Source organism: Franconibacter pulveris, assembly GCF_056780215.1.
Genome location: NZ_CM165555.1, coordinates 4500321 through 4525207, shown reverse-complemented (window position 1 = coordinate 4525207; position 24887 = coordinate 4500321). Strand labels below are relative to the sequence as shown.

21 protein-coding genes are annotated in these 24887 nt (G+C 57.7%); 10 read left to right on the top strand and 11 right to left on the bottom strand.

What is annotated here, in order from left to right:
- The first annotated feature begins 93 nt into the window (after window positions 1-93).
- The 4 genes from pfkA to ACU4F7_RS21305 all read left to right on the top strand — a co-directional run bounded on the left by pfkA (window position 94) and on the right by ACU4F7_RS21305 (window position 4503).
- The gene (pfkA, locus tag ACU4F7_RS21320; RefSeq protein WP_029589899.1) at window positions 94-1056 is read left to right on the top strand and encodes a 6-phosphofructokinase; all 963 of its coding nucleotides are present in this window, start codon (window positions 94-96) and stop codon (window positions 1054-1056) included.
- A gap of 145 nt (window positions 1057-1201) precedes the next feature.
- On the top strand, window positions 1202-2191 hold the full coding sequence (locus ACU4F7_RS21315) for a sulfate ABC transporter substrate-binding protein (protein WP_029589898.1): 990 nt from the start codon (window positions 1202-1204) through the stop codon (window positions 2189-2191).
- A 180-nt stretch (window positions 2192-2371) separates the two neighbouring features.
- The gene (locus ACU4F7_RS21310) at window positions 2372-3136 is read left to right on the top strand and encodes a CDP-diacylglycerol diphosphatase (RefSeq protein WP_481637720.1); all 765 of its coding nucleotides are present in this window, start codon (window positions 2372-2374) and stop codon (window positions 3134-3136) included.
- 62 nt (window positions 3137-3198) lie between these two features.
- On the top strand, window positions 3199-4503 hold the full coding sequence (locus tag ACU4F7_RS21305) for an SLC13 family permease (RefSeq protein WP_481637719.1): 1305 nt from the start codon (window positions 3199-3201) through the stop codon (window positions 4501-4503).
- Between the two features lie 64 nt (window positions 4504-4567).
- Here the strand turns inward: ACU4F7_RS21305 and tpiA are convergent, their stop codons facing one another.
- Window positions 4568-5335, bottom strand: coding sequence for a triose-phosphate isomerase (gene tpiA / locus ACU4F7_RS21300; RefSeq protein ID WP_024557904.1), 768 nt, complete (start codon window positions 5333-5335; stop codon window positions 4568-4570).
- Between the two features lie 107 nt (window positions 5336-5442).
- On the bottom strand, window positions 5443-6042 hold the full coding sequence (locus tag ACU4F7_RS21295; protein WP_029589895.1) for a DUF1454 family protein: 600 nt from the start codon (window positions 6040-6042) through the stop codon (window positions 5443-5445).
- A gap of 112 nt (window positions 6043-6154) precedes the next feature.
- On the opposite strand from ACU4F7_RS21295, the gene ACU4F7_RS21290 reads away from it, so the two are divergent.
- Entirely contained in the window at window positions 6155-6574 is a 420-nt protein-coding gene (locus ACU4F7_RS21290; protein WP_029589894.1) for a DUF805 domain-containing protein, read from the top strand.
- 2 nt (window positions 6575-6576) lie between these two features.
- Here the strand turns inward: ACU4F7_RS21290 and fpr are convergent, their stop codons facing one another.
- The 5 genes from fpr to ACU4F7_RS21265 all read right to left on the bottom strand — a co-directional run bounded on the left by fpr (window position 6577) and on the right by ACU4F7_RS21265 (window position 12377).
- Window positions 6577-7323 (bottom strand): ferredoxin--NADP(+) reductase, encoded by a 747-nt coding sequence (gene fpr, locus ACU4F7_RS21285; protein WP_029589893.1) that lies wholly within the window; start codon window positions 7321-7323, stop codon window positions 6577-6579.
- A 94-nt stretch (window positions 7324-7417) separates the two neighbouring features.
- Entirely contained in the window at window positions 7418-8428 is a 1011-nt protein-coding gene (gene glpX / locus ACU4F7_RS21280; RefSeq protein WP_029589892.1) for a class II fructose-bisphosphatase, read from the bottom strand.
- A gap of 106 nt (window positions 8429-8534) precedes the next feature.
- A complete protein-coding gene (gene mtlR / locus ACU4F7_RS21275; protein WP_029589891.1) occupies window positions 8535-9077 on the bottom strand; it encodes a mannitol operon repressor MtlR in 543 nt (180 codons plus the stop codon).
- 48 nt (window positions 9078-9125) lie between these two features.
- Window positions 9126-10274 (bottom strand): mannitol-1-phosphate 5-dehydrogenase, encoded by a 1149-nt coding sequence (gene mtlD, locus ACU4F7_RS21270; protein ID WP_029589890.1) that lies wholly within the window; start codon window positions 10272-10274, stop codon window positions 9126-9128.
- A 174-nt stretch (window positions 10275-10448) separates the two neighbouring features.
- Complete coding sequence (locus tag ACU4F7_RS21265; RefSeq protein ID WP_029589889.1) at window positions 10449-12377, bottom strand: PTS mannitol transporter subunit IICBA; 1929 nt, start codon at window positions 12375-12377, stop codon at window positions 10449-10451.
- A 501-nt stretch (window positions 12378-12878) separates the two neighbouring features.
- Between ACU4F7_RS21265 and ACU4F7_RS21260 the strand changes: the two genes are divergently transcribed.
- The 4 genes from ACU4F7_RS21260 (at window position 12879) to yiaY (ending at window position 18199) form a co-directional block, all read left to right on the top strand.
- Window positions 12879-13487 carry a glutathione S-transferase gene (locus ACU4F7_RS21260; protein ID WP_029589888.1) on the top strand — a complete coding sequence of 203 codons (609 nt, stop codon included), beginning with the start codon at window positions 12879-12881 and terminating at the stop codon, window positions 13485-13487.
- A 122-nt stretch (window positions 13488-13609) separates the two neighbouring features.
- Window positions 13610-15001 carry an L-seryl-tRNA(Sec) selenium transferase gene (gene selA, locus ACU4F7_RS21255; RefSeq protein WP_029589887.1) on the top strand — a complete coding sequence of 464 codons (1392 nt, stop codon included), beginning with the start codon at window positions 13610-13612 and terminating at the stop codon, window positions 14999-15001.
- A complete protein-coding gene (gene selB / locus ACU4F7_RS21250; RefSeq protein ID WP_029589886.1) occupies window positions 14998-16845 on the top strand; it encodes a selenocysteine-specific translation elongation factor in 1848 nt (615 codons plus the stop codon). The genes selA and selB overlap by 4 nt, the downstream gene beginning before the upstream one ends.
- Before the next feature lie 202 nt (window positions 16846-17047).
- Complete coding sequence (gene yiaY / locus ACU4F7_RS21245) at window positions 17048-18199, top strand: L-threonine dehydrogenase (protein WP_481638761.1); 1152 nt, start codon at window positions 17048-17050, stop codon at window positions 18197-18199.
- A gap of 27 nt (window positions 18200-18226) precedes the next feature.
- On the opposite strand, the gene ACU4F7_RS21240 is transcribed toward yiaY, so the two are convergent.
- Window positions 18227-19099 carry an ROK family protein gene (locus tag ACU4F7_RS21240; RefSeq protein ID WP_481638760.1) on the bottom strand — a complete coding sequence of 291 codons (873 nt, stop codon included), beginning with the start codon at window positions 19097-19099 and terminating at the stop codon, window positions 18227-18229.
- Between the two features lie 166 nt (window positions 19100-19265).
- Here ACU4F7_RS21240 and exaC point away from each other — a divergent pair, with 166 nt between their 5' ends.
- Window positions 19266-20804: an acetaldehyde dehydrogenase ExaC gene (exaC, locus tag ACU4F7_RS21235; protein ID WP_024560068.1), complete on the top strand. Its 1539-nt coding sequence runs from the start codon at window positions 19266-19268 to the stop codon at window positions 20802-20804.
- A gap of 44 nt (window positions 20805-20848) precedes the next feature.
- Here exaC and ACU4F7_RS21230 read toward each other — a convergent pair whose 3' ends face one another.
- From ACU4F7_RS21230 to ACU4F7_RS21220, 3 genes are all read right to left on the bottom strand, one after another.
- Complete coding sequence (locus ACU4F7_RS21230; protein ID WP_029589882.1) at window positions 20849-21160, bottom strand: hypothetical protein; 312 nt, start codon at window positions 21158-21160, stop codon at window positions 20849-20851.
- 139 nt (window positions 21161-21299) lie between these two features.
- On the bottom strand, window positions 21300-22556 hold the full coding sequence (avtA, locus tag ACU4F7_RS21225) for a valine--pyruvate transaminase (RefSeq protein WP_029589881.1): 1257 nt from the start codon (window positions 22554-22556) through the stop codon (window positions 21300-21302).
- 169 nt (window positions 22557-22725) lie between these two features.
- On the bottom strand, window positions 22726-24759 hold the full coding sequence (locus ACU4F7_RS21220; protein WP_481637718.1) for an alpha-amylase: 2034 nt from the start codon (window positions 24757-24759) through the stop codon (window positions 22726-22728).
- Window positions 24760-24887: the final 128 nt, after the last annotated feature.

The following is a 24887-nucleotide window of genomic DNA, read 5'->3' as shown; positions in this document are numbered from 1 at the left end:
AGTTACTATTTACAGCATTGGTCGGCCGTTTCGCCTGAGCGCGGCGGTATTCGGCAACAGAATTCATTTTGTATTCTACGTTCAGAGGTAGTCATGATTAAGAAAATCGGTGTGTTGACGAGTGGCGGTGATGCGCCGGGCATGAACGCTGCTATTCGTGGCGTGGTCCGTGCGGCTTTAACAGAAGGGCTGGAAGTATTCGGCATTTATGATGGCTATCTGGGCCTGTATGAAGACCGTATGGTTCAGCTCGACCGCTACAGCGTTTCCGACATGATCAACCGCGGCGGCACCTTCCTGGGCTCTGCGCGTTTTCCGGAGTTCCGTGAAGAGCACGTCCGCGCCGTGGCTATCGAAAACATGAAAAAACGCGGCATCGACGCGCTGGTGGTCATCGGCGGCGACGGTTCCTACATGGGCGCCAAGCGCCTGACTGAAATGGGCTTCCCGTGCATCGGCCTGCCGGGCACCATCGATAACGACGTAGCGGGCACGGATTACACTATCGGCTACTTCACCGCGCTGCATACCGTTGTGGAAGCGATTGACCGCCTGCGCGATACCTCCTCTTCCCACCAGCGTATCTCCATTGTGGAAGTAATGGGCCGTTACTGCGGCGACCTGACGCTGGCGGCAGCCATTGCGGGCGGCTGCGAGTTTATCGTGTTGCCGGAAGTGGAGTTCAACCGTGAAGATCTGGTCGCGGAAATCAAAGCCGGCATCGCGAAAGGCAAAAAACACGCTATCGTCGCCATCACCGAGCATATCTGCGATATCGACGAACTGGCGAAGTATATTGAATCGGAAACGAAGCGCGAAACCCGCGCTACCGTGCTGGGCCATATTCAGCGCGGCGGCTCTCCGGTGCCTTACGACCGTATCCTGGCTTCCCGCATGGGCGCTTACGCTATCGAACTGCTGTTGCAGGGCCACGGTGGTCGCTGCGTGGGCATTCAGAATGAGAAGATGGTGCATCACGACATCATCGACGCTATCGAAAATATGAAGCGTCCGTTCAAAGGCGACTGGCTGGAGTGCGCCAAGAAGCTCTACTAAGTTAGCGAAAAGCCGGGGGAACCCGGCTTTCTTTTTCTTTGTGATATTCCTCGCAGTTATAGCCAATCTGTTTTTATTCTTTAATCAACGCAGCGCTTTCTGGCACGCTCTTTTCATCACAACATAACTTTTGAGAGAACGTGCGATGAACAAGTGGGGAGTAGGGTTAACATTACTGTTGGCGTCGACGAGCGTACTGGCGAAGGATATCCAGTTATTAAACGTCTCCTATGACCCAACTCGTGAACTGTACGACGCTTATAACAAAGCGTTCAGCGCGCACTGGAAGCAAGAAACCGGCGATAACGTCACTATTCGACAGTCGCACGGCGGTTCCGGCAAACAGGCGACGTCGGTAATTAACGGTATTGAGGCGGATGTGGTTACTCTCGCGCTGGCCTATGACGTAGACGCCATCGCAGAGCGCGGCCGCATTGATAAAAACTGGATCCAGCGTCTGCCGGACAACTCGGCGCCTTATACCTCTACCATCGTTTTCCTGGTGCGTAAGGGCAACCCGAAACAGATCCACGACTGGAACGACCTGGTTAAGCCGGGCGTTTCGGTGATTACGCCGAACCCGAAAAGCTCCGGCGGCGCTCGCTGGAACTATCTGGCTGCATGGGGCTATGCCCTGCATCAGAACAACGGCGATCAGGCCAAAGCGCAGGATTTCGTCAAAGCGCTCTATAAAAACGTTGAAGTGCTCGATTCCGGCGCGCGTGGTTCGACGAACACCTTCGTCGAACGCGGCATTGGCGACGTGCTGATTGCCTGGGAGAACGAAGCGCTGCTGGCGGCCAACGAGCTGGGTAAAGATAAGTTTGAAATCGTCACGCCGAGCGAGTCTATCCTTGCTGAACCGACCGTTTCCGTCGTGGATAAAGTGGTCGATAAAAAAGGCACCAAAGCGGTGGCGGAAGCTTACCTGAAATACCTCTACTCGCCGGAAGGCCAGGAGATTGCGGCGAAGAACTTCTATCGTCCGCGTGATCCGGCGGTGGCGAAGAAGTATGAAAATGAATTCCCGAAACTGAAGCTGTTCACCATTGATGATGTCTTCGGCGGCTGGACAAAAGCGCAGAAAGCGCACTTCGCTAACGGCGGCACCTTCGATCAGATCAGTAAACGTTAAGCATCACGGGCCACAGGGAAGTGGCAATCCAGAAAACAAGGCGGGTAAGCGTAGCGCTACCCGCTTTTTCTTGCCCTGCGCCCTGTAAAACCATCAATTGCCGCCTTAAGCGTTTATTTCGCTCATGCCTGCGCCGTTTTTGCGCTACGCTCTTTCTCTTAAAAAGAAAAAGGACGACGCATGAAGCGAACGCTGTACGTCGCCGGCGTGCTCTTTGCGCTACTGGCAGCAGGGGGTGCGCTGGCCTGGCATTTCTTCAAACCTGATAACCCCGATGTGCTGCGGCATATTGTGACCGCACAGTGCGTGCCCCATCAGCAGCACGAAAATAATCCGGCTCCCTGCGCGCAGGTCAATCTTGCGGATGGCTATGCGGTGCTGAAAGACCGCAACGGGCCGCTTCAGTATTTATTGTTGCCGACATATCGCGTTAATGGCGTGGAAAGCCCGCTGCTGCTTGAGGCGCAAACGCCTGATTTTTTCTGGCAAGCCTGGCAGGCGCGACGTTTCATGAGTGAAAAACGCGGCGAGAAAGTGCCGGATGAAGCGATATCCCTGACCATAAACTCCCGGTTGGGGCGCACGCAAAACCATCTGCATATTCATATCTCCTGCCTGCGCCCGGACATTCGCCAGCGTCTCAATGACAACCTTCACCAGATAAGCAGCCAGTGGCAACCCTTTCCAGGCGGCCTGCGCGGCCACGATTACCTGGCGCGGCGCGTGACGGAGCCTGAACTCTCAAGGCGCAGCCCGTTTATGATGCTGGCAGAAGAGGTGCCGCAGGCGCGAGGCCATATGGAGCGTTACGCGCTGGCGGTGGCGAAGCAGAACGATGGCTCGTTTATCCTGCTGGCGACGGCGCGTAACCTGCTCGACTTCAACCTGGCTTCGGCGGAAGAAATTCAGGATCACGACTGCGCCATCCTTAATTCTCAGGGGTAAAGCTGCATTTACTTAGCAGTGCGGCAGTGTAAACTTGCCTGAATTTTCAACAGGAGACAGGTATGTCGCACTGGTTTTCTCACCCTCTGTTCCTGCCCACGCTGGTTATTTTTATCACTATTATCCTGTGGGCGACCTCGCTGCTGGCGGAGTTTATTACCGCGCTGCTGTTTTTCACGGTAGCGATGATGTTAAAAATCGCCCCGCCGGAGACCATCTTCAGCGGTTTTGCCTCCTCCGCTTTCTGGCTGGTGTTCAGCGGCTTCGTGCTCGGCGTGGCTATCCGTAAAACCGGTCTGGCTGACCGGGCCGCGAGGGCGTTGTCGGCGCGGCTTACCGGCGAATGGTGGCAGATGGTCGGCAGCGTTGTGTTGCTGAGCTACGCGCTGGCGTTTGTGATGCCTTCAAACATGGGGCGCATCGCGCTGCTCATGCCGATTGTGGCGGCGATGGCGAAGCGCGCCGGCGTGGAAGAGGGTACGCGCGGCTGGTACGGGCTGGCGCTGGCGGTGGGGTTCGGCACTTTCCAGCTCTCCGCCACCATTCTGCCCGCCAACGTGCCGAACCTGGTGATGAGCGGCGCGGCGGAAGGCTCTTACGGCCTGCACCTTAATTATCTCCCCTACCTGCTGCTGCATACGCCGGTGCTCGGTCTTCTCAAGGGAATGATATTGGTTGCGCTTATCTGCTGGCTGTTTCCAGGGAAAGCGCAGCCTCCGCAGCGCTTGCCGCCCACGCAGCCCATGAGCGGCGCGGAAAAGCGGCTCGCCTGGCTGCTGCTGGTGGTATTAGCGCTGTGGGTGACCGAAAGCTGGCACGGCATCGGCCCTGCCTGGACGGGCCTTGCCGCAGCGGTTGTTACGCTGCTGCCGCGCGTGGGTTTTATTTCAGGCGAAGAGTTTTCCAGCGGCGTGAATATGCGCACCTGCATTTACGTTGCGGGCATTCTCGGGCTTGCTACCACGGTAACGCAAACCGGGCTTGGCCGCGCGGTGGGCGAAGCGCTGCTGCATGTGATGCCGCTTGATCCCGACAAACCTTTCACCAGCTTTGCGGCGCTGACGGGCATTACCACGGCGCTGAACTTCATTATGACTGCGAATGGCGTACCGGCGCTTTATACCACGCTCGCGCAAAGCTTTTCGCAGGCGACAGGTTTTCCGCTGCTGTCAGTGATTATGATTCAGGTGTTGGGCTATTCAACGCCGCTGCTGCCTTATCAGGCTTCGCCAATAGTGGTGGCGATGGCGCTAGGCAAAGTGCCGGCCCGGGCGGGCATGAAGCTCTGTCTGTGGCTGGCGGTCGCGACCTTTCTGATTCTGCTGCCGCTGGATTACGGCTGGTTTCAACTGCTTGGCAAGCTCTGAAATAAAAAGCCCGGCAGCGATGCGCTTGCCGGGCTTTAAGCCGTGGGGCGGATAAGCGACGCGCTTACGCTTGCTTAGCTTCCGCCGCGGCTTTCACGATGACGGCGAATGCATCCGCTTTCAGCGACGCGCCGCCTACCAGCGCGCCGTCGATATCCGGCTGCGTGAACAGCTCTGCGGCGTTAGCGGCGTTTACGGAACCGCCGTACTGAATGATGACCTGTTCAGCGATTTTAGCGTCGGCTTTAGCGATATGGTCGCGGATGAACTTGTGTACCGCCTGCGCCTGCGCTGGAGTAGCGGATTTGCCGGTACCGATAGCCCATACCGGTTCGTAAGCAATCACTACGCCTTCGAAAGCGGCTGCGCCCTGCGTTTTCAGCACGGCGTCGATCTGGCGAGCGCAAACTTCTTCGGTTTTACCCGCTTCGTTTTCCGCTTCGGTTTCACCGATGCACAGCACCGGCACCAGACCCTGCTCTTTCAGCACGGCGAATTTTTTGGCGATGAATTCGTCAGACTCCGCGTGGTAGGTGCGACGCTCGGAGTGGCCGATAATGATGTACTTCGCGCCGATATCTTTCAGCATTTCAGCGGAAGTTTCGCCGGTGAAAGCGCCGGACAGGTTTACGTCAACGTTCTGCGCGCCAAGGATGATATGGCTGCCTGCAGCGGCCTGCTTAGCCAGATCCAGGTACATCGCTGGCGGGGCGATTGCCACGTCGCAGCCGGTTACGCCCGCCAGTTCTTTACGCAGGTTGCCGATAAGCTCGTTAACCATGTGGCGGTTGCCGTTGAGTTTCCAGTTACCCATCACTAAAGGATGTCGCATTTTTATTCTCCACGCGCTAGGCGAATTAAGGAATATTGCTGCCCTTCAGGGCAGCGCGGTCTGTGAAACAGTATAGAGATTCGCGTACGGAAAGGCTTTGCTTTTTGTCATTTATTGTTCCCTTCGAGAGCATCCGTAAGCGCAAGCTTAATCGGTTCAACAGCGAAAGTTAGCCCCTTTTCGCCGCTATCTGAAACCACATAGCGAATCGCCCCTTCCGTCTGGCTAAAGTAGCGCTGGTTTTTTCCGGCGCTCAGCAAACGCGTCAGCCGCGCCTGACTTTGCGCAGCCGATAGCCCCGGCGTAAAGCTTCTTAACACCGCCGCCATATACTGCAACGCTTTCGCCCTGGCGGCTTTCTGTTCCGGCCCCTGAATCGGCAGCCAGGTTATCTGCATGCTTTTAATTTTTAACGTGCCGCGCTCAAGCGCCGTTGAGGCATACAGGTTTTCATTGATTTTGGTCGCCGCCCGGGTGAGGTTCGCTTTGTCGCGGCTGGTTTCAATGGCGCGAAATTCATTCAGCGGTAAACCAGGGTTGGTAGTATTGAAACTTTCCCGGAAGCGGGAGATGGTGATATCAAACACGGGCGCGCCTGGCAGCAGATAGGGCGCGGCGGGCGTCTCGCTTTCTTCCGGCGTTAGCGGATCGGCATGGCCTGCCGCCAGCGGCAGCACCAACAATAAGGCATAAGGCAAAAACTTCATGACACCCACTCCCGGTTGCTTGTCACAGCGATTAAAACGAGAAGCGGCGGCCTTGTCAAAAAGGCGTCGCGCCAGGGTAAACTACGCGGCATTACGATAAAAGGAAGATGGCATGACCTTACAGCAATGGTTATTTTCGTTTAAGGGCCGTATTGGCCGCCGTGATTTTTGGGTATGGGTCGTTTTATGGCTGGTCGCCATGACGGTGCTGTTTATGCTGGCAGGCAACGATATGCTGAATTCGCAAACGGCGGCGTTTATGCTGGTTTGCCTGCTGTGGCCAACCGCGGCGGTGATGGTAAAACGTCTGCACGATCGCGGGAAATCGGGCGCGTGGGCGTTTTTATTCATCCTTGCGTGGATGCTGCTGGCAGGCAACTGGGCCATACTGGCCGGCGTCTGGCAGTGGGCCGTGGGGCGCTTTATCCCCACGCTGATTATTGTGATGCTGGTTATCGAACTGGGCGCCTTTATCGGCACCCAGGGCGAAAACAAGTACGGTAAAGAGACGCTGGACGTGAAATACCGCTGAGATTACCAGTAATGCTCGGCCGTCATGTGGCCCGGACGACGACGCAAATGTTTGGTCATCTGCCGGGTATCTTTTAACAGCTGTTGGGTATCGCGCACCATTTGCGGATTGCCGCAGAGCATCACATGGCTGGTTTGCGTATCCATCGGCAGCCCGACCGCGTCTTCCAGCGCGCCGCTGCTTATCAGCGCAGGCACGCGCCCTGTAAGCGACCCGGCGACCTCTTCGCGGCTCACCACGGTCTGAATGCGCAGCTTGCCTTCATAGCGCTGCTGTAGCGCCAGCATCAGCGGCAAATAGCTTAAATCTTGCGCATAGCGCACCGCATGCACCAGCACGATATTGTTAAAGCGGTCTAGATCCTTGCCTTCCTGCAAAATAGAAAGATAGGGGCCGATGGCCGTCCCCGTGGCCAACATCCACAGCGTTTCGCATTGCGGCACCTCTTCCAGTACGAAAAAGCCCGCCGCGTCGCTGACCAGCATCACTTCATCGCCAGGCTTCATGGCGTGCAGGCGCGGACTGAGCTTGCCCTCCGGCACGGTGACCAGATAAAACTCAAGGTCCGGGTTGCCCGGCGCGTTGACGTAGGAATAGGCGCGCTGCACGCGTTCGCCGTCAATCTCCAGCGCCAGTTTGGTAAATTGGCCAGCAGTAAACGGCGCCACAGGCGCATGAACAATGAGAGAAAAAAGAGCATCGGTCCAGTGCTCAACCCGTACAACTTTACCGGTGACCCAATCCGCCATCTTGCACTCCTGTCATTACTTTTGCTTTATCTTCGCCAGGGGGGGCGGAGATTTCCAGCCCGCCGGGGCCGGAAAGCTCATTCAGACAAATGTCTTAAAGTATATGCGCTTGTACGTTCGGGTCTTTGCGATCCAGGTAATGGATTGATTTTATGCGGCGAATGGTGCGGGATTTGCCCCGGATCAGCAGCGTTTCGGTGGTAGCGATATTGCCCTTGCGGCTGATGCCGTCAAGAAGATCGCCTTTAGTGATGCCGGTGGCGGAAAAAATCACGTTGTCGCTGCGCGCCATCTCATCAAGCCGCAGTACCTTATCCGCTTCGATGCCCATCTGTCGGCAACGCTCCAGCTCCTGCTCGCCAATGGCGCGGTTTTCCGGCGTATCGCCTTTTACCTGATGACGCGCCAGCAGGCGGCCCTGCATATCGCCATCCAGCGCGCGGATAACGGCGGCGGAAACCACCCCTTCGGGCGCGCCGCCGATGCCGTAAAGCACATCCACTTCGCTGTCCGGCATACAGGTGAGGATAGAGGCCGCCACATCGCCATCGGGAATCGCGAAAACGCGCACGCCCAGCTGCTGTAGCTCAGCGATAACCGCATCATGACGCGGTTTCGCAAGCAGGGTGACGGTCAGTTCGCACAGCGGCTTATGCAGCGCGCTGGCGACGTTATAGAGATTTTGCGCAAGCGGCAGGTTAAGGTCGATAGCGCCTTTCGCGCCGGGGCCGACAACCAGCTTTTCCATATACATATCCGGCGCGTTCAGGAAGCTGCCTTTATCGCCCACCGCCAGCACCGCCAGTGCGTTAGACTGGCCCATCGCCGTCATGCGGGTGCCCTCGATAGGGTCGACGGCGATATCCACCGCGTCGCCTTTGCCGGTGCCCACCTGCTCGCCAATGTAGAGCATTGGCGCTTCGTCTATCTCTCCTTCGCCAATCACGATCCGCCCGTCGATGTTGACCTGGTTGAGCATAATGCGCATGGCGTGCACGGCGGCGCCGTCAGCGGCGTTTTTATCGCCGCGGCCAAGCCATTTATAGCCCGCCAGCGCGGCGGCTTCCGTAACGCGGGAAAATTCGATAGCAAGCTCTCGTCTCATAACTCATTCTCACAAAGTAAATTGCGACGGAGTGTAGCACAGCGTGGGAAAGGCCTGTCATTGGGCAGGACAAGCGCTGGGTGACGAGGTTACGCCACCGCCGGAGTCACTTTTTTTGAAATGCTTTTTTTAAGCTGATTTTAGAAATCAGCTCAGTCAGGGAGAGCACCATGGTGGAGCGCAGGATCTGCTGATAACGCTGCTTTTGCATCGCCAGCAATTCCGTGTCGCCGCCTTCAATCAGGGTCGGCGCTGGCGGCAGCGCGGCTACGCAGTGCAGCTCGCCAAAAGGGCCGAGGATCTCGTCATCGGTAAAGAGATATTCATTACCGTCATGATTCAGCTCTTCGCGCAGCGCCATCAGCAGCTCGCAATCTTCATATTCCGCGCGGCTAATCACGCCAAGACCATAGATGAGCTTAAGGCGAACGGAGAGATCGCCCAGCGGGCCATCGCCATCAAGCAGCGGTTCGACGGCATATTTCACCGCGTAGTCATCTTTGCGGAACACCTGAAGCACCAGGATATTTACCGCCTCGGTCAAAAGCTCCACGGCGGCAATCAACAGGCTTCTTACGGTTTTGCCAGCATTCAGACGCTCAAGCACTCGGTTTTCAAAGGCCTGTGTTTCTTCCATCTTTGCCTGCATATCTGACAATAAAACGCCGGGCGCAGACTCAGCCGCGCCCGGTACTCATTACGCTTTCGCGTTGTATTCTTTAATGATTTCAGCGACCACGTCGCTACCTGCGTCGAGGCCGGAAATCTGCACCAGCGTCTCTTTCGGGCCCTGTTTCTCGATAAGCTCAGCCAGCTCTTGCGCTTGCGGATCTTGCTCGCTGCGGTAGTGCATCGCGGCGGCAATCCCTTTCACCAGATTATGGTGAGGCAGATTGTATTCCAGCGTGCCGAGCAGCGGTTTAATTAAGCGATCCCCGGCGTTCAGCTTGCGCAGCGGCTGACGGCCTACGCGCTCCACATCATCTTTCAGATACGGGTTTTCGAAGCGGCCAAGAATTTTTTCGATATAGGCCGCGTGCTTCGCGTCGTCAAAACCGTAGCGCGCGATCAGCACCGCGCCGCTCTCTTCCATCGCGCCTCTGACCACAAGGCGAATTTTCTCGTCCAGGATGGCGTCGCGAATGGTCTGATGACCGGTCAGTTTTCCGAGGTACGCGGTTATAGCATGTCCGGTGTTTAGCGTGAAGAGCTTACGCTCGACAAAAGCCATCAGGTTCTCGGTGGGCTCCATACCCGCAATGGCCGGCAGTTGGCCTTTGAATTGCGTTTTATCGACAATCCACTCGCTAAAAGTTTCTACGGTCACTTCCAGCGGGTCGTTGCTGGCGGACGCGGCTGGCGGCACGATGCGGTCCACGGCGGAGTCGACAAAGCCTACGTGCTCTTCCATCCAGGCGATATCTTCCTGCGACAGCGCTTTCAGCACATGATCTTTTAACTGCGAAGTGCCGCGCACCATGTTTTCACACGCGATGATATTGAGCGGCTGGTTGTTGCCCTGCGCTTTGCGCTTCGTCAGGCCTTTGGCAATCGTCGGCGCGATACGCTCCAGGATTACCGGGCCGACGGCGGTCGTCACCAGGTCAACCTGCGCGATAAGCTCGACCACTTCTTCGCCCGCGCTGCTGACTGCGCTTACGCCCGATACGGTCTCGACCTGCTCCTGTTCGCCGACCACGTGAACCTGATAGCTGCGCCGTGCGTTCAACGCGTCCAGCACCGCCTGGTTTACGTCAGCGAAAGTCAGTTCAATGCCCGCGTCCGCTAACAGTTTGCCGATAAAGCCACGTCCAATATTACCTGCGCCGAAATGTAATGCTTTCATTGTCTGAACCCTTCTTAAACTTGAGTCGTTCGCCCGAGAGGGCTGGGGAAAGAGGTGTTGCAGAAACTCCCTTTCCCTTGCCCTCTCCCGAGGGGGAGAGGGAAGGGTTGCCCTGGTGCAGGCAAAACCTTCAACGCTAAAAGGGAGAGGGGCCGTCGCCCTCTCCCTGATACATCAGGCCGCTTTTTTACCGGCCAGCAGATCAAGCACTTCCTGAACGTTGGTGGTGTGCGCCAGACGCTCAATTACGCTCTCGTCATCCAGCGCGTTAGTCAGGCTGGTGATAACCTGGATATGTTCATTGTTACGCGCCGCGATGCCGATCACCAGACGGGCGATATCGTCTTCTTCTTCGCCGAAGCGTACACCCTGCGGATACTGGCAGAAGACGACGCCGGTTTTCAGTACGCGATCTTTCGCTTCAACGGTGCCGTGCGGAACGGCGATAGACTCGCCAAGGTAAGTCGGGGTCAGCTTTTCACGCTCCAGCATCGCCTCAACATATTCCGGCTGCACATAACCGCCTTTCACCAACTGCTCGCCTGCGAAACGGATGGCTTCTTCTTTGGTCGCCGCGGTACGGCCGAGGAAGATGTTTTCCGCGCCCAGCCTGAAGAGGTTGCTGCTGCTGTCGTCAAAGCTGTCCTGCAGACTGGTGCGCACTTTCGCTTCGTTGTCAGTATGGCGCTGCGCGGCAACCAGACGTTCGGTCAGGTTGGTGTACAGGCCGCTGTCGAGGAAGTTGGTCAGCGAAATGTGTTGCGCCTGCGGCGCCTGGCGCATAGCGCGCTCGGTCAAGTCGCGGTGGGTAATGACCACGTCCACGTCCGACGGCAGGCTGTTAATCGCGCTGTTGGTGACAGAGATATTGCTCAGGCCAGCATCCTGCACTTTCTTACGCAGCACGCCCGCGCCCATGGCGCTGGAGCCCATACCGGCGTCGCAGGCGACGATGATTTTACGCACGTGGCTCAGGTCGTTACTCACGTCGCCAGCCGCCAGCGGGGTGGCTGCCGTCGCGCCTTTGGACTGCGCTTTCATATCGTGCATGCGACGGGTCGCCGCTTCCAGATCGTCTTCTTCTTTCACCTTGCTGGTTTTCAGCAGGATAGCGGAGATAACGAAGGAAACCGCCATGGCCGCAAAGATAGCCGCGAGGTTCGCGAAGTAAGCGCCTTTCGGGGTCATCGCCAGCACCGCCAGGATAGAACCCGGAGAAGCCGGAGAAACCAGGCCGCCGTTCAGCACGCTCAGGGTGAACACGCCAGTCATACCGCCGAGAATAACGGCGATCAGCAGACGCGGGTTCATCAACACGTACGGGAAGTAAATTTCGTGGATACCGCCCAGGAAGTGGATGATAGCCGCGCCGCCAGCAGACTGTTTAGCGCTGCCGCGACCGAAGAAAATGTAAGCCAGCAGCACGCCCATCCCCGGACCCGGGTTAGCTTCAATCAGGAAGAAGATAGACTTGCCAAGTTCGTGAGACTGCTGAATGCCCAGCGGCGAGAAGATGCCGTGGTTGATGGCGTTGTTAAGGAACAGGATTTTCGCCGGCTCAACAAAGATGGACGCCAGCGGCAGCATGTCGTGAACCACCATGAAGTTTACGCCCGCAGCCAGCGCTTTGGAGAGAACTTCAACAGCCGGACCGATGCCAAGGAACGCCAGAATCGCCAGGATCATGCCGATGATGCCAGCGGAGAAGTTGTTCACCAGCATTTCGAAACCGGATTTGATTTTGCCGTCAACCCAGCTGTCGAAATGTTTAATCGCCCAGCCGCCCAGCGGGCCGGCGATCATCGCGCCGAGGAACATCGGCATGTCGGCGCCAACGATAACGCCCATGGTGGTGATAGCGCCTACTACGCCGCCGCGGTCGCCGCCAACCAGACGGCCGCCGGTATAACCGATAAGCAGGGGCAGCAGATAGGTGATCATCGGACCCACGAGCTTCGCCAGCGTCTCGTTCGGCAGCCACCCAGTCGGAATAAATAATGCGGTGATAATACCCCACGCGATAAACGCGCCGATATTGGGCATTACCATATTGCTGAGAAAACGACCAAAGCTTTGCACTTTGATCTTGATATCGGATGACATAAAACACCCCTTCTTATGGTTACGCGCAGGCCAGCAGCCCGAGGTTTATTGTTAACGTGGCGGCAGAGGTAGCCGGCCGAATGCTCTGGATGACGCGAATCTGGCACCGAATAAGGCAACTGTCCAGATGGTGGGTTTAAGTGTGATCCATATCACATGAAGCGAGGGGTATCAGGGGCTTATTTAGTGATGTCCATCACAAAACATTCGTGTAAAAAAAGAACGATGGCGAATTTATGAACGTAAAAACGATGAAAACGTGAATATAGTCACATTTTTATGTGGCGTTTTTGTTTTTATTTTGTGATCTGAATCACATGCGATTTTTCCTTCTTTTTATGCTCTGTGATCGACCGCAAACTGCCTGGCGGCGCATTGCCGCGCTGTAATTTTATTACGCATGTACCCGGCCTCCGTATAGCGCGTTCCCGCCCGCCTGCTTTTAACGTAACCTGAGCCATACTTAGCCACTGTCGGCGTTGACGCATAAAGGAGCAGGCCATGAAGCTTATCGGTAGTTACACCAGCCCGTTTGTCCGGAAAATCTCGGTCATTCTGCTGGAGAAAGGCATTACCTTCGAGTTTGTTAATGAATCGCCTTACGCGGAGCAAAGCGGAGTGGCGCAATACAACCCGTTAGGCAAGGTGCCTGCGCTGGTGACCGACAGCGGCGAGCAGTGGTTCGATTCGTCGATTATCGCCGAATACCTGGAACTGCTCGAGGCTGAGCCAGCCCTGCTGCCGCGCGACCCGCATGAGGCGTTGAAAGTGCGTCAACTGGAAGCGCTGGCCGATGGCGTGATGGACGCCGGGCTGGTCCATGTACGTGAACTGCAGCGCCCGGCAGCGCAACAGTCGGAAACGGAGCTGCTGCGCCAGCGGGAGAAAATCAGCCGTGCGCTTGATGCGCTGGAGCAGCATGCCGCCAACGGCACGCTGAGCGCGGATAACCTTTCTGTCGCGACCATCGCGGCAGGCTGCGCCATCGGCTATCTTAACTTCCGCCGCGTTTCGCCGGGCTGGTGCGTTAATCGACCTCATCTGGTAAAGCTGGTGGAAACCTTATTCCAGCGCGAAAGCTTCGCCCGTACCGAGCCGCCGAAAACCTGAAGCTCTCCTTTCCCTTACCTCCCGGCGTAAACGCGCCGGGCTTCGCGTAAAGCGCTACGGCAACTGAATCTCCCGTTATTTGGTGGTAGATTAGCGCTAAATTCAGCCAACCTACATTTTTCATGACAAGCCAGACTTCTTCACTTTACAGCCAGCTGCCCGCCACGGACCGGCTGCTGCGCGCTGCGGCGTTTCAACCCGTGCTCGACAGCTACGGACACAGCCAGGTCGTGGGTATCCTGCGCACATTGCAGGATGAAGCGCGGCAGACCATTCGCGAAAGCCAGACGCTGCCCGACTGGTGCGCCGACTGGGCGAAAGAGACGGTTGCTCGCCTCCAGAGCCGCACGCAAAGCGCGCTACGCCCGGTTTACAACCTCTCAGGCACGGTGCTGCATACCAATCTTGGCCGCGCTTTGCAGGCGCAGACGGCGGTAGACGCCGTTATGCAGGCGATGCAGTCCCCCGTTACGCTGGAATACGATCTCGACGGCGCCGGACGCGGCCACCGCGACCGGGCGCTGGCCGACCTGCTTTGTCAACTCACCGGCGCGGAAGACGCCTGTATCGTCAATAACAACGCGGCGGCGGTGCTGCTGATGTTGGCCGCCACGGCGGCAGGCCAGGAGGTGGTGGTTTCCCGCGGCGAGCTGGTGGAAATTGGCGGCGCGTTCCGTATTCCGGATGTCATGCGCCAGGCGGGGTGCAGGCTCGTGGAAGTGGGCGCCACTAACCGCACGCACCTGAAAGATTATCGCCAGGCGGTGGGAGAAAATACCGCGCTGCTGATGAAGGTGCATACCAGCAATTACGTTATTGAAGGCTTCACCAAAGCGGTGGAGGAGACCGAACTGGCGGCGCTCGGCGAAGAGCTTGGGGTGCCGGTGATTGCCGATCTCGGCAGCGGCTCACTTATCGATTTAAGCGAGTACGGCCTGCCGAAAGAGCCGATGCCGCAGGCGCTTATCGCGGCGGGGGTAAGCCTGGTGAGTTTTTCCGGCGACAAGCTGCTCGGCGGCCCGCAGGCGGGAATCATCGTCGGCAAAAGGGCACTTATCGAACGTCTGCAGGCGCACCCGCTCAAGCGCGCGCTGCGCGCCGACAAGATGACGCTGGCGGCGCTGGAGGCGACGCTTCGTCTTTATCTGCACCCTGAAACGCTGACGGAAACGCTGCCTACGCTGCGCCTGTTAACCCGCAGCGCCGACGCAATCAATGAGCAGGCGCGGCGGCTGTTGCCAGCTTTGCAGGCGCGGTATGAGGCGGAGTTCACCGTCCAGGCGGTGCCTTGTCTGTCGCAGATTGGCAGCGGTTCGCTGCCGGTTGACCGGCTGCCGGGCGCGGCGCTGGCTTTTACGCCGCGCGATGGGCGCGGCAGTCGTCTGAACGCGCTGGCCGAGCGCTGGCGCGCGCTGCCAAAACCGGTAATCGGCCGCATTTATGACGGCCGCTTATGGCTTGATTTACGCTGCCTTGAAGATGAGGCGGGACTGATGGAGATGTTGTTGCAATGATTATCGCCACCGCCGGGCATGTGGACCACGGCAAAACCACGCTGCTTGAACGGCTCACCGGGGTTAACGCCGACCGTCTGCCGGAAGAGAAAAAGCGCGGGATGACCATCGATCTCGGCTACGCCTACTGGGCGCAGCCGGATGGCCGCGTTATCGGCTTTATCGACGTGCCGGGGCATGAGAAGTTTCTCGCCAATATGCTGGCAGGCGTGGGCGGCATCGATCACGCGCTGCTGGTCGTGGCGTGCGACGACGGCGTGATGGCGCAAACCCGCGAGCATCTCGCGATTTTGCAACTCACCGGGCAACCGGCGCTGACCGTGGCGCTCACTAAAGCGGACCGGGTGGATAAGGCGAGAGTGGAAGCGGTACGTGAAGAAGCGCTCGCTACGTTGCGGGCGTTCGGCTGGCGGGAGGCGAACGTGTTTGTCACCGCCGCCACGCAGGGGAGCGGCATCGACGCGCTGCGCGCGCACCTGAGCCAACTGCCGGAGCGGGAGCGCCTGACCGCGCACCGATTCCGGTTGGCGATAGACCGCGCTTTCAGCGTTAAAGGCGCGGGGCTTGTGGTCACCGGCACTGCGCTTTCCGGCGAGGTTAACGTGGGCGATACCCTGTGGCTTACCGGCGCGGAAAAACCGATGCGCGTGCGCGGAATGCATGCGCAGAATCAGCCCGTTGAACAGGCGCATGCGGGGCAACGTATCGCCCTGAATATCAGCGGCGAGGCGGAAAAGGCGGATATTACGCGCGGCGACTGGCTGCTTTCGCAAAAGCCGCTGGCGGCGGTCGAACGGGTCATTGTTGAGCTACAGCGCCACGCCCCGTTGCAGCAGTGGCAGCCGGTGCATATTCATCACGCCGCGAGCCATATCACCGGGCGCGTATCGCTGCTGGAAAACGATCTGGCGGAGCTGGTGCTGGATTCCCCGCTGTGGCTTGCCGACAACGACAGGCTGGTGCTGCGCGATATCAGCGCTCGCGTGACGCTGGCGGGCGCGAAAGTCGTGCTGCTGGAGGCGCCAAAGCGCGGCAAACGCCAGCCTGAATTTTTAGGCTGGCTGGCAAAGCTTGCCCGGACGCAAAGCGATGCGGAGGCGCTGGCGCGCCATCTTGAGCGCGGCGCCGTTTCGCTTTCCGCCTTTGGCTGGGCGCGTCAGCTCACGCAGGCGGGGCTGCGGGACCTTATTTCCACGCAAAGCGTGCTCCAGGCGGGTGACTACGCGTTGAGCGAAGCGGCGGCGCAACGCTGGCGGGAAAAATTGCTCGCCACCCTTGCCCGCTATCATGAAAGCCACCGCGAAGAGCCAGGGCCGGGACGCGAGCGGCTGCGCCGCATGGCGCTGCCCTCTGAAGCGGAGCCGCTGGTGCTCGCGCTCATTGAACAGATGCGCCGCGATGGCGCGCTGGCCAGCCGCGAAGGGTGGCTGCACCTGCCGGGCCATGAAGCTGGCTTTAACGCCGCTCAGCAGGCCGTCTGGGAGAAAATCGCGCCGCTGTTTGGCGACGAACCCTGGTGGGTGCGCGACCTGGCGCGCGAGGCGGGAGAAGAAGAGCAGGCGATGCGTCAGCTGTTGCGGCTGGCGGCCCAGCAAGGGTTTATCACCGCGATCGTTAAAGATCGCTACTATCGCCACGATCGCATTGTGGCCTTCGCCGACATGATCCGCGATCTGGATCGGGAGAAAGGGACGACGGTTGCCGCTGATTTTCGCGATCGCCTTAATGTTGGCCGCAAACTGGCGATTCAAATCCTCGAATATTTTGACCGTATCGGCTTTACCCGTCGTCGTGGCAATGAACATCTGTTACGCGACAGCGCGCTTTTCCGCCTCGCGGAATAAACCTGAAAGTGTGGAAATAACGGCTTGTTTATTTTCACACTTTTTTGCTGTTATTACTGGAAATGCTATTGATTTTTATCGTTTTTATTTGAAGGCATACCGTTTTTCTATTCCTTTTTCCTAAAAGTCTCTTCTTTTCTTTTTCCCTGCTGATAACAGGGCTATTTTCGGCGGTGCTTACTTCACTACCAGGGAAAAGATGATGACTACTGCGACTTTTTATATCCCCTCCGTCAATATCATTGGTACGAATGCATTAGAGGAAGCGCTGGACGCGATGCATGGTTACGGCTATCGCAGCGCGCTGATCGTAACCGATATTATGCTCAGCAAGCTCGGCATGGCGGATAACGTGCAGCGCCTGCTGGCGGTCCGCGATATCAAAAGCGTTATTTTTGACGGCACGCACCCTAACCCCACCACCGCGAACGTAAAAGCGGGGCTGGATTTATTGAATCAGTATCGCTGCGACTGCGTGGTTTCGCTGGGCGGCGGCTCGCCGCACGACTGCGCGAAAGGGATAGCGCTGGTCGCCACCAACGGCGGCCATATTTGTGATTATGAAGGCGTGGACCGTTCCACGAAGCCGCAACTGCCGATGATAGCCATCAACACCACCGCAGGCACCGCTTCGGAGATGACCCGTTTCTGCATCATCACCGACGAGAGCCGCCATGTAAAAATGGCGATTGTCGATAAACACGTTACACCGGTGCTTTCGGTAAACGACCCGGCGCTTATGGTCGGCATGCCCGCCTCGCTGACGGCGGCGACCGGCATGGACGCGCTTACGCACGCCATTGAAGCGTATGTTTCCACCGCCGCCACGCCCATAACCGACGCCTGCGCGCTGAAAGCCATCGCCATGATTAGCCAGAACCTAACGCAAGCGGTAGCGCAGGGCAACAACATGCAGGCGCGCGAAGCCATGGCGTATGCGCAGTTCCTTGCCGGCATGGCTTTTAACAACGCGTCATTGGGCTATGTTCATGCCATGGCGCATCAGCTGGGTGGTTTTTACGATCTGCCGCACGGGGTATGCAATGCGATTCTGCTGCCGCATGTGCAGCGCTTTAACAGCGCGCTGGCGGCCGGGCGCTTGCGGGAGTGCGCGCAGGCGTTGGGATGCAACGTGACCGGGCTTTCAGATAAAGAGGGCGCCGCGCTTTGCATTGAGACCATCCAGGCGCTGGCGCGACAGGTTCACATTCCGGCTGGCCTGCGTGATCTGAACGTGAAGGAAGAGGATATTCCGGTGCTGGCGGCTAACGCGTTGAAAGACGCCTGCGGCCTGACCAACCCGATTCAGGCCACGCATGAGGAGATTATGGCGATTTTCCATGCCGCTATGTAAGTTCCTGGCCCCGCCGTTCGGGCGGGGCTACTGTTTGCGTACGGCCTGCCACACCGCGCCAAGACGCCCGGCCTGGTTGCCCAGTTCACACGGTTGAATTGGTACGCGCAGCGCATCCCAGAAGGTGTATTTTTCCAGCGCGCGCTCAAGCATGGGATAAAGCTTCTGCTGGTGACAGACGCCGCCGCCAATCAGCACCACTTGCGGATCGAACATCGAAACCACGCTGTAAATACCGCGCGATAAATAGCTCACCCATTTATCCACCACTTCGCGCAGGTGCACATCGTTCTCCATGCGCTCAAAGATCTCCTTACCGTGCAGCGGCGCGTCGGCCGGGAGCGACAGCGCCTGACGGCTCGCTTCAATCAGCCCGCGCGCCGAGGCAATCTCATGCATATTCTCGCCGTTATCCCCTACCGGCATAACGCCGAATTCCCCGGCGCGAAAGTGCGAACCGCGCAGCAGCTGGCGCTCCAGGATAATGCCGCCGCCGATGCCGGTGCCAATAGTCATGCAGATAAGCGATTCGTACTGCTTGCCCGCTCCGCGCCACATTTCGCCCAGCGCCGCGCAGTTGGCGTCGTTTTCAATAGTAATGGGCAGGTCGGTCAGCTCGCCAAACATCTCCAGCAAGTTGACGCCGTCGAGAAAATCGAGCGCGCCCGCTTTAGGCACATCGCCGGTATAAGGATTGATATAACCGGGAAAGCTGATGCCGATGCCCGCTATCTCCTGCTCTTTCTTATACGTTTCCACCACCTGTTTCCAGGCGCTTTTAAACGCCTCTTTGTCGTAGGACGTATCAAATTCGTCGCTGCTGAGTTCCTCGCCCTCTTCGGTAATCAGGCCGTGCTTAATATGTGAGCCGCCCACGTCAAAGCCAATGAAATGTCGCATCATCTTTCCTTATCTGACCCGTCTCTACTCTTGAGTATGGCTGAAAACAACGGGCGAAACGTAAAAGAACGTAATCCGTGAGGCGTGTCGTAAAGCAGGCAGAAGGCGAACATAAAATGAGCGGTCGCCGTCTACGCTTGAAGGGTACCCCGACCAGGAGAAAACCATGACTAATAATCCTCCGAACACCCGCATTAACCCCGCCGAATATGGCTACCCCCTGAACCTGAAAGCCCGCTATGACAACTTTATCGGCGGCGAATGGGTGGCGCCCGTGGAAGGCGACTATTACCAGAACCTGACGCCGGTGACCGGCCAGCTGCTGTGCGAAGTGGCAAGCTCCGGCAAAAAAGATATCGACCTGGCGTTAGATGCCGCCCACGCGGTGAAAGAGCAGTGGGGGAAAACCTCGGTGCAGGAGAGGGCATCTATCCTGCTGAAAATCGCCGACCGGATGGAGCAAAACCTGGAACGGCTGGCGACGGCGGAAACCTGGGACAACGGCAAGCCTATCCGTGAAACCAGCGCCGCCGACGTGCCGCTGGCGATTGACCATTTCCGCTATTTCGCCTCCTGCATTCGCGCGCAGGAAGGGGGCATCAGCGAGGTGGATAACGAAACCGTGGCGTACCATTTCCACGAGCCGCTCGGCGTTGTCGGACAAATTATTCCGTGGAACTTCCCGCTGCTGATGGCGAGCTGGAAAATGGCCCCGGCGCTGGCGGCAGGCAACTGTATTGTGCTCAAGCCTGCTCGCCTGACCCCGCTTTCGGTTCTGCTGCTGATGGAAATTGTCGGCGATCTGCTGCCGCCCGGCGTGGTTAACGTGGTCAATGGCGCAGGCGGCGAGATTGGCGAATATCTGGCGACCTCAAAACGCATCGCGAAAGTGGCGTTTACCGGCTCGACCGAAGTAGGCCAGCAGATCATGCAGTACGCGACCCAGAACATCATTCCGGTCACGCTGGAGCTGGGCGGGAAATCTCCCAACATCTTCTTTGCAGATGTGATGGACGAAGAGGATGCTTTTTTCGAAAAAGCGCTGGAAGGCTTCGCGCTTTTCGCCTTTAACCAGGGGGAGGTCTGCACCTGTCCGAGCCGTGCGCTGGTGCAGGAATCCATCTACGAGCGCTTTATGGAGCGCGCCATTCGCCGCGTGGAAGCCATACGCAGCGGCAACCCGCTCGACACCCTGACGCAGATGGGCGCGCAGGTTTCCAAAGGCCAGCTCGACACCATTCTTAACTATATCGATATCGGTAAAAAAGAGGGGGCGGATGTGCTGACCGGCGGGCGACGCAAGGCGCTGGAAGGCGAGCTAAAAGAGGGATATTACCTTGAGCCCACCATATTGTTCGGCCAGAACAGCATGCGCGTTTTCCAGGAGGAAATTTTCGGGCCGGTGCTGGCGGTAACCACTTTCAAAACCATGGACGAGGCGCTGGAAATCGCCAACGATACCCAGTACGGCCTGGGCGCAGGCGTCTGGAGCCGCAACGGCAACCTTGCCTATAAGATGGGCCGCGGCATCCAGGCGGGCCGCGTCTGGACTAACTGCTATCATGCCTATCCCGCGCATGCCGCTTTTGGCGGCTACAAGCAGTCCGGCATTGGGCGTGAAACCCACAAAATGATGCTGGAGCACTACCAGCAAACCAAATGCCTGCTGGTGAGCTACTCCGATAAGCCGCTGGGGCTGTTTTAATCGCATCGCAGGCTGCGCCCGCAGCCTGCTTTTTTCCTGTCTGATTACTCCACGACTTTAATATCCAGACGGCGGAAGCGGCTGTAAATCCACAGCCCTGCACAGGTCAGCGTGCCGATCAATGCCGTAAATATAACGGAGAAAAAGACGCCCATCGCCAGTGATGCTGGCAGCGCCAGCAAGCCATGTATCGGCTTATTATTCCAGTTCAGCGTGTCGTAGCCAAAGCAGGCCAGCAGACCAAAAAGCAAGCAGAGCAGCGTCAGAGAGGTGCCAAGTCCGGTTAACAAAATCCGGTAGATGCTGCCGGGCTTAATCTGCTTTACGCTGACAACGGCGGCGATGTCCTTATTCATAGGGAGGTCCAGAAAGGGAAAAAGTGCGCCGAGTATCGGACATCTTTATGTTAAGCGCCAGATTGCCCTACAAAAAATGGCGGGGCGTTGAAAATGAAAAAGCGCCGGCAAGCGGCGCTTTTTGGTGTGCTAAAGCGGCTTATTGCCCGGCTTCGCGCCAGGCCAGCTCTACTTCTTCCGCCAGGATCTTTACCCCCGCTTCGATTTTTTCCGGCTCCGGCACATAGTTCATGCGCATGCACTGATGCGTGTGCGGCCAGGGTTTATCAAGGCCCGGGAAGAAGTAATCACCCGGCACCATCAGCACGCCGCGCTTTTTCAGGCGCTGATAAAGCAGTTCGGTGGAAATCGGTAAATCTTTAAACCACAGCCAGAGGAAAATCGCGCCTTCCGGTTTGTGGATCAGGCAGCGCTCCGGGGATAAATAGCGGCGAATGGTCGCGATCGTTTCCTGAACGCGCTGCTGATAGAACGGCTTAATGACGGTTTCAGAAAGACGCAGCAGGTCATTACGTTTAATCATTTCGCAGGCCATCGCCGGGCCGATGCCGCCGGGCGCCAGGCTGATAATGCCGTTCATATTGCTGATAGCGGAAATGACTTTCTCATTGGCGACGATAATGCCGCAGCGACTGCCCGGCAGACCCAGTTTCGACAGGCTCATGCACAGGATAATGTTCGGGTTCCACAGCGGGCGCGCCTCGGTGAAAATAATGCCCGGGAAAGGCACGCCGTAAGCGTTGTCGATAACCAAGGGGATATCGTGCTGGTTTGCCAGCGCATCGAGCTTCATCAGCTCATCGTCTGTAATAACGTTACCGGTAGGGTTAGTCGGGCGGGATACGCAAATCATACCCGTCTCTTCACCGATATGCAGATGTTCGAAATCGACGTGATATTTGAACTGGCCATCCGGCAGCAGTTCGATGTTGGGCCGCGCCGAAACAAACAGCTCTTCTTCCAGCCCCGCATCCGCGTAGCCGATATACTCCGGCGCCAGCGGGAAAAGCACCTTGCGCGTCGTGCCGTCGGCGCGTCGACCCGCGAAGAGGTTAAATAAGTAGAAAAATGCGCTCTGGCTGCCGTTTGTTAGTGCAATATTTTGTGGTTCGATATCCCAGCCGGATGTTTCACGCAGCATCGCCGCCAGCGCCGCGAGAAGCTCGCTCTTGCCCTGCGGACCGTCATAATTACAAAGCGCGTCAGTCACTTTGCCGCTCTGCAGCATGTCGGTAAGCAGTTGCTGGAAGTAGTCATTCATGGCGGGAATTTGCGCCGGGTTTCCACCGCCCAGCATGATGGCGCCGGGAGTGCGCAAACCGTCGTTGAGATCCTCCATCAGGCGCGTGATGCCTGCATGGCGGGTAAATTTGTCGCCGAAAAGGGAAAACGTCATAACCGTATTGTGTCGCATTTCTTTTAAAAGAGGCTAACGATAACGCTACATATATCGCGGTGCAAATGGTCGTAAAGCCAGACGAAGCGGAGGATATGTTTTCCTGAGTTTAATTTTTAGTATGAAATATCGCTTCGCTGGCTTTCTTCATCACACCTGCCGGAGCGGCTTATTCAGGGTTGCCCGCCCAGACGACGATGACCTTGTCGTCGCCCTGTTCACGCGCGAAACCGTAGCCCTGACCCAATGCAAGCGTGGTTTGTTTGCCCGCGCCGATAGCGGGATGACGGGCGCGGAACTGGCTTATTCGCTGCCAGTGCTCAAGCATGGCTGCGTTTTTACCCAGGGCGTCCTGCCAGTTCATGTCTGAACGCGTCCCCTGTAGCGGATCGGAACCGGTCGGGCCGAAGGGGCGCGCCGTTTCATCGCCATAAAAAATCTGTACGGCGCCGGGCGCGAGCAGCAGCAATTCCGCGGCACGCTGCCCGCCTTCCCGGAACAGGCGCGTGTCATGCGAGGAGAGATAGCTCAGCACGTTGAATTGCTGCAGTTTTTCCGCCATCTGCTGCCAGGTGGTATTTATCTCCGCCAGGCAGTCCGCCGCCTTCGCCGCCTGCTCCTGATAATCGAAATTAATCATCGCGTCGAAGCCGTGCTGGTAGTATTCGCTCTGCATCACGCCGTGGCCCCAGGCTTCGCCGGTCATCCAGAAGGGGGCGTCATCCAGCTTTTTGTCCGGGTTGGCGGCTTTCCAGGCCTGTAGCGCTTCGCTGGCCTGGGTTTTGAGCTGCCGCCAGGCGCCCATCTCCACATGTTTTGCGGTATCTACGCGAAAGCCATCAATGCCGAACTCTTTCACCCAGCGGCTAAGCCAGTGGGTGAGATAGTCCCGCGGCGTGAAGTCCGCTAATTCCCGGGCGGCGGTATCGGGCTTGTGGCGGTAGAAGCCAGGCAGCCCGGAGGGCTCGACGGATTCGGTTTTCAGGTCCGGCAGAAAAGAGAGCGACATAGTGAGGTCGTCAAAGCCCGGGTTGTCATAGTCGCCAATATCGGTGCGGATCCATTTCTTACCCCACCAGTTTTCCCAGGCGGGGCCGTCATTGAAATTAATATAGTCGTTAAAGCTATGCCAGCTCTGGCCGGGCCCGGGCCGCCAGTCGGTCCAGCGGTCGCCCAGCGTCTTTTTTATTTCGTCATCTTTAAGGTAAAGCGCGCCAAATTGAAACTCCTGCATATCCGCAAGCGTGGCGTAGCCGGTATGGTTCATCACGATATCGAACAGAACGCGGATGCCGCGCTTATGCGCTTCATCCACCAGCTTGCGCAGGTCTTCTTCGCTGCCCATGTTGGCGTCAAGCTTCGTCCAGTCCTGCACGTAATAGCCGTGGTAAGCGTAATGCGGGAAGTCGCCTTTGGTGCCGCCGCCCACCCAGCCATGGATTTGCTCAAGCGGCGAGCTTATCCATAAGGCGTTTACACCAAGCTGCTGCAGGTAATCGAGCTTGCCGGCAAGGCCCTGCAGGTCGCCGCCATGGAATGTGCCAATCTCCTCCAGCCCGTCTTTGTGACGACCGTAGCTGTTGTCATTCGCCGGATTGCCATTGACGAAGCGGTCGGTCAGCACAAAGTAAACCGTGGCGTTTTGCCAGCTAAATGGCGCTTTACTGGCCGCTTGCGCGGGTTCGAGCAGCAGCAGGCCGTCGCTGTTAGCGGCAGGCGTCAGGGTGATGGCGCCATTCGTTACCGTGGCGGTCTGGCCGCTGTAAAAATCACGCACTTCGCTGCCTTCAGGGAAAACGCTGTTTACCTGCACCGTTAACGGCTTGCCGTCCCATTTCGGGCACTGGCGCGCGACTTCCTGCGTTGTGTCGTCCGCTTCCTGCTGCACGCTTAACATCAGCGTGGGCGTGCCGGAGCGGGTATCAATCTGCACGCGGTAATTGCCGTCGCGAAACAGGCGCCACTGCGGCGGCGAGCCGTCGCAGGGTTTTAGCGAAAGCATCTGGTTGAGTTTGATGGCGTCTGCCGGCTGCCAGCACGCCTGGTCAAACGTCAGGGTGAGAGGAAGCGTACCTTTTGCGAGCGTGGCGTCGCTGATAAATATCCCGGCGGGCTGTTCGTGAAATTCAGGCAGTCCTGGCGCAGACCAGTTGGCCCAGACAAGGCCTGGCATAGCCAGCAGGGCGAGGAGCGAAAGTTTCATTAAGCGGCGTCCTGTGCGGTTTTTTCTCCATTTTCGCCTGGCTGTCATGAAAGTAACTCATCCTTTATTCGTAGTGAAAGGGGAGGACGATCCGGGCTGAGTTTTGAGGTCAGTCATTGGTATTATCA

Bases quoted from the DNA above. Each gene is read 5' to 3' on its own strand.
- mtlR (WP_029589891.1), bottom strand. From the start codon at position 9,077: ATGCAGGCAAAGATGGAAGAAACACAGGCCTTTGAAAACCGAGTGCTT.
- ACU4F7_RS21260 (WP_029589888.1), top strand. From the start codon at position 12,879: ATGAAGCTTATCGGTAGTTACACCAGCCCGTTTGTCCGGAAAATCTCG.
- fpr (WP_029589893.1), bottom strand. From the start codon at position 7,323: ATGGCGGATTGGGTCACCGGTAAAGTTGTACGGGTTGAGCACTGGACC.
- selA (WP_029589887.1), top strand. From the start codon at position 13,610: ATGACAAGCCAGACTTCTTCACTTTACAGCCAGCTGCCCGCCACGGAC.
- ACU4F7_RS21240 (WP_481638760.1), bottom strand. From the start codon at position 19,099: ATGCGACATTTCATTGGCTTTGACGTGGGCGGCTCACATATTAAGCAC.
- glpX (WP_029589892.1), bottom strand. From the start codon at position 8,428: ATGAGACGAGAGCTTGCTATCGAATTTTCCCGCGTTACGGAAGCCGCC.
- ACU4F7_RS21265 (WP_029589889.1), bottom strand. From the start codon at position 12,377: ATGTCATCCGATATCAAGATCAAAGTGCAAAGCTTTGGTCGTTTTCTC.
- avtA (WP_029589881.1), bottom strand. From the start codon at position 22,556: ATGACGTTTTCCCTTTTCGGCGACAAATTTACCCGCCATGCAGGCATC.
- ACU4F7_RS21310 (WP_481637720.1), top strand. From the start codon at position 2,372: ATGAAGCGAACGCTGTACGTCGCCGGCGTGCTCTTTGCGCTACTGGCA.
- mtlD (WP_029589890.1), bottom strand. From the start codon at position 10,274: ATGAAAGCATTACATTTCGGCGCAGGTAATATTGGACGTGGCTTTATC.
- tpiA (WP_024557904.1), bottom strand. From the start codon at position 5,335: ATGCGACATCCTTTAGTGATGGGTAACTGGAAACTCAACGGCAACCGC.
- ACU4F7_RS21230 (WP_029589882.1), bottom strand. From the start codon at position 21,160: ATGAATAAGGACATCGCCGCCGTTGTCAGCGTAAAGCAGATTAAGCCC.
- ACU4F7_RS21290 (WP_029589894.1), top strand. From the start codon at position 6,155: ATGACCTTACAGCAATGGTTATTTTCGTTTAAGGGCCGTATTGGCCGC.
- pfkA (WP_029589899.1), top strand. From the start codon at position 94: ATGATTAAGAAAATCGGTGTGTTGACGAGTGGCGGTGATGCGCCGGGC.
- ACU4F7_RS21305 (WP_481637719.1), top strand. From the start codon at position 3,199: ATGTCGCACTGGTTTTCTCACCCTCTGTTCCTGCCCACGCTGGTTATT.
- exaC (WP_024560068.1), top strand. From the start codon at position 19,266: ATGACTAATAATCCTCCGAACACCCGCATTAACCCCGCCGAATATGGC.
- ACU4F7_RS21220 (WP_481637718.1), bottom strand. From the start codon at position 24,759: ATGAAACTTTCGCTCCTCGCCCTGCTGGCTATGCCAGGCCTTGTCTGG.
- yiaY (WP_481638761.1), top strand. From the start codon at position 17,048: ATGACTACTGCGACTTTTTATATCCCCTCCGTCAATATCATTGGTACG.
- ACU4F7_RS21315 (WP_029589898.1), top strand. From the start codon at position 1,202: ATGAACAAGTGGGGAGTAGGGTTAACATTACTGTTGGCGTCGACGAGC.
- ACU4F7_RS21295 (WP_029589895.1), bottom strand. From the start codon at position 6,042: ATGAAGTTTTTGCCTTATGCCTTATTGTTGGTGCTGCCGCTGGCGGCA.
- selB (WP_029589886.1), top strand. From the start codon at position 14,998: ATGATTATCGCCACCGCCGGGCATGTGGACCACGGCAAAACCACGCTG.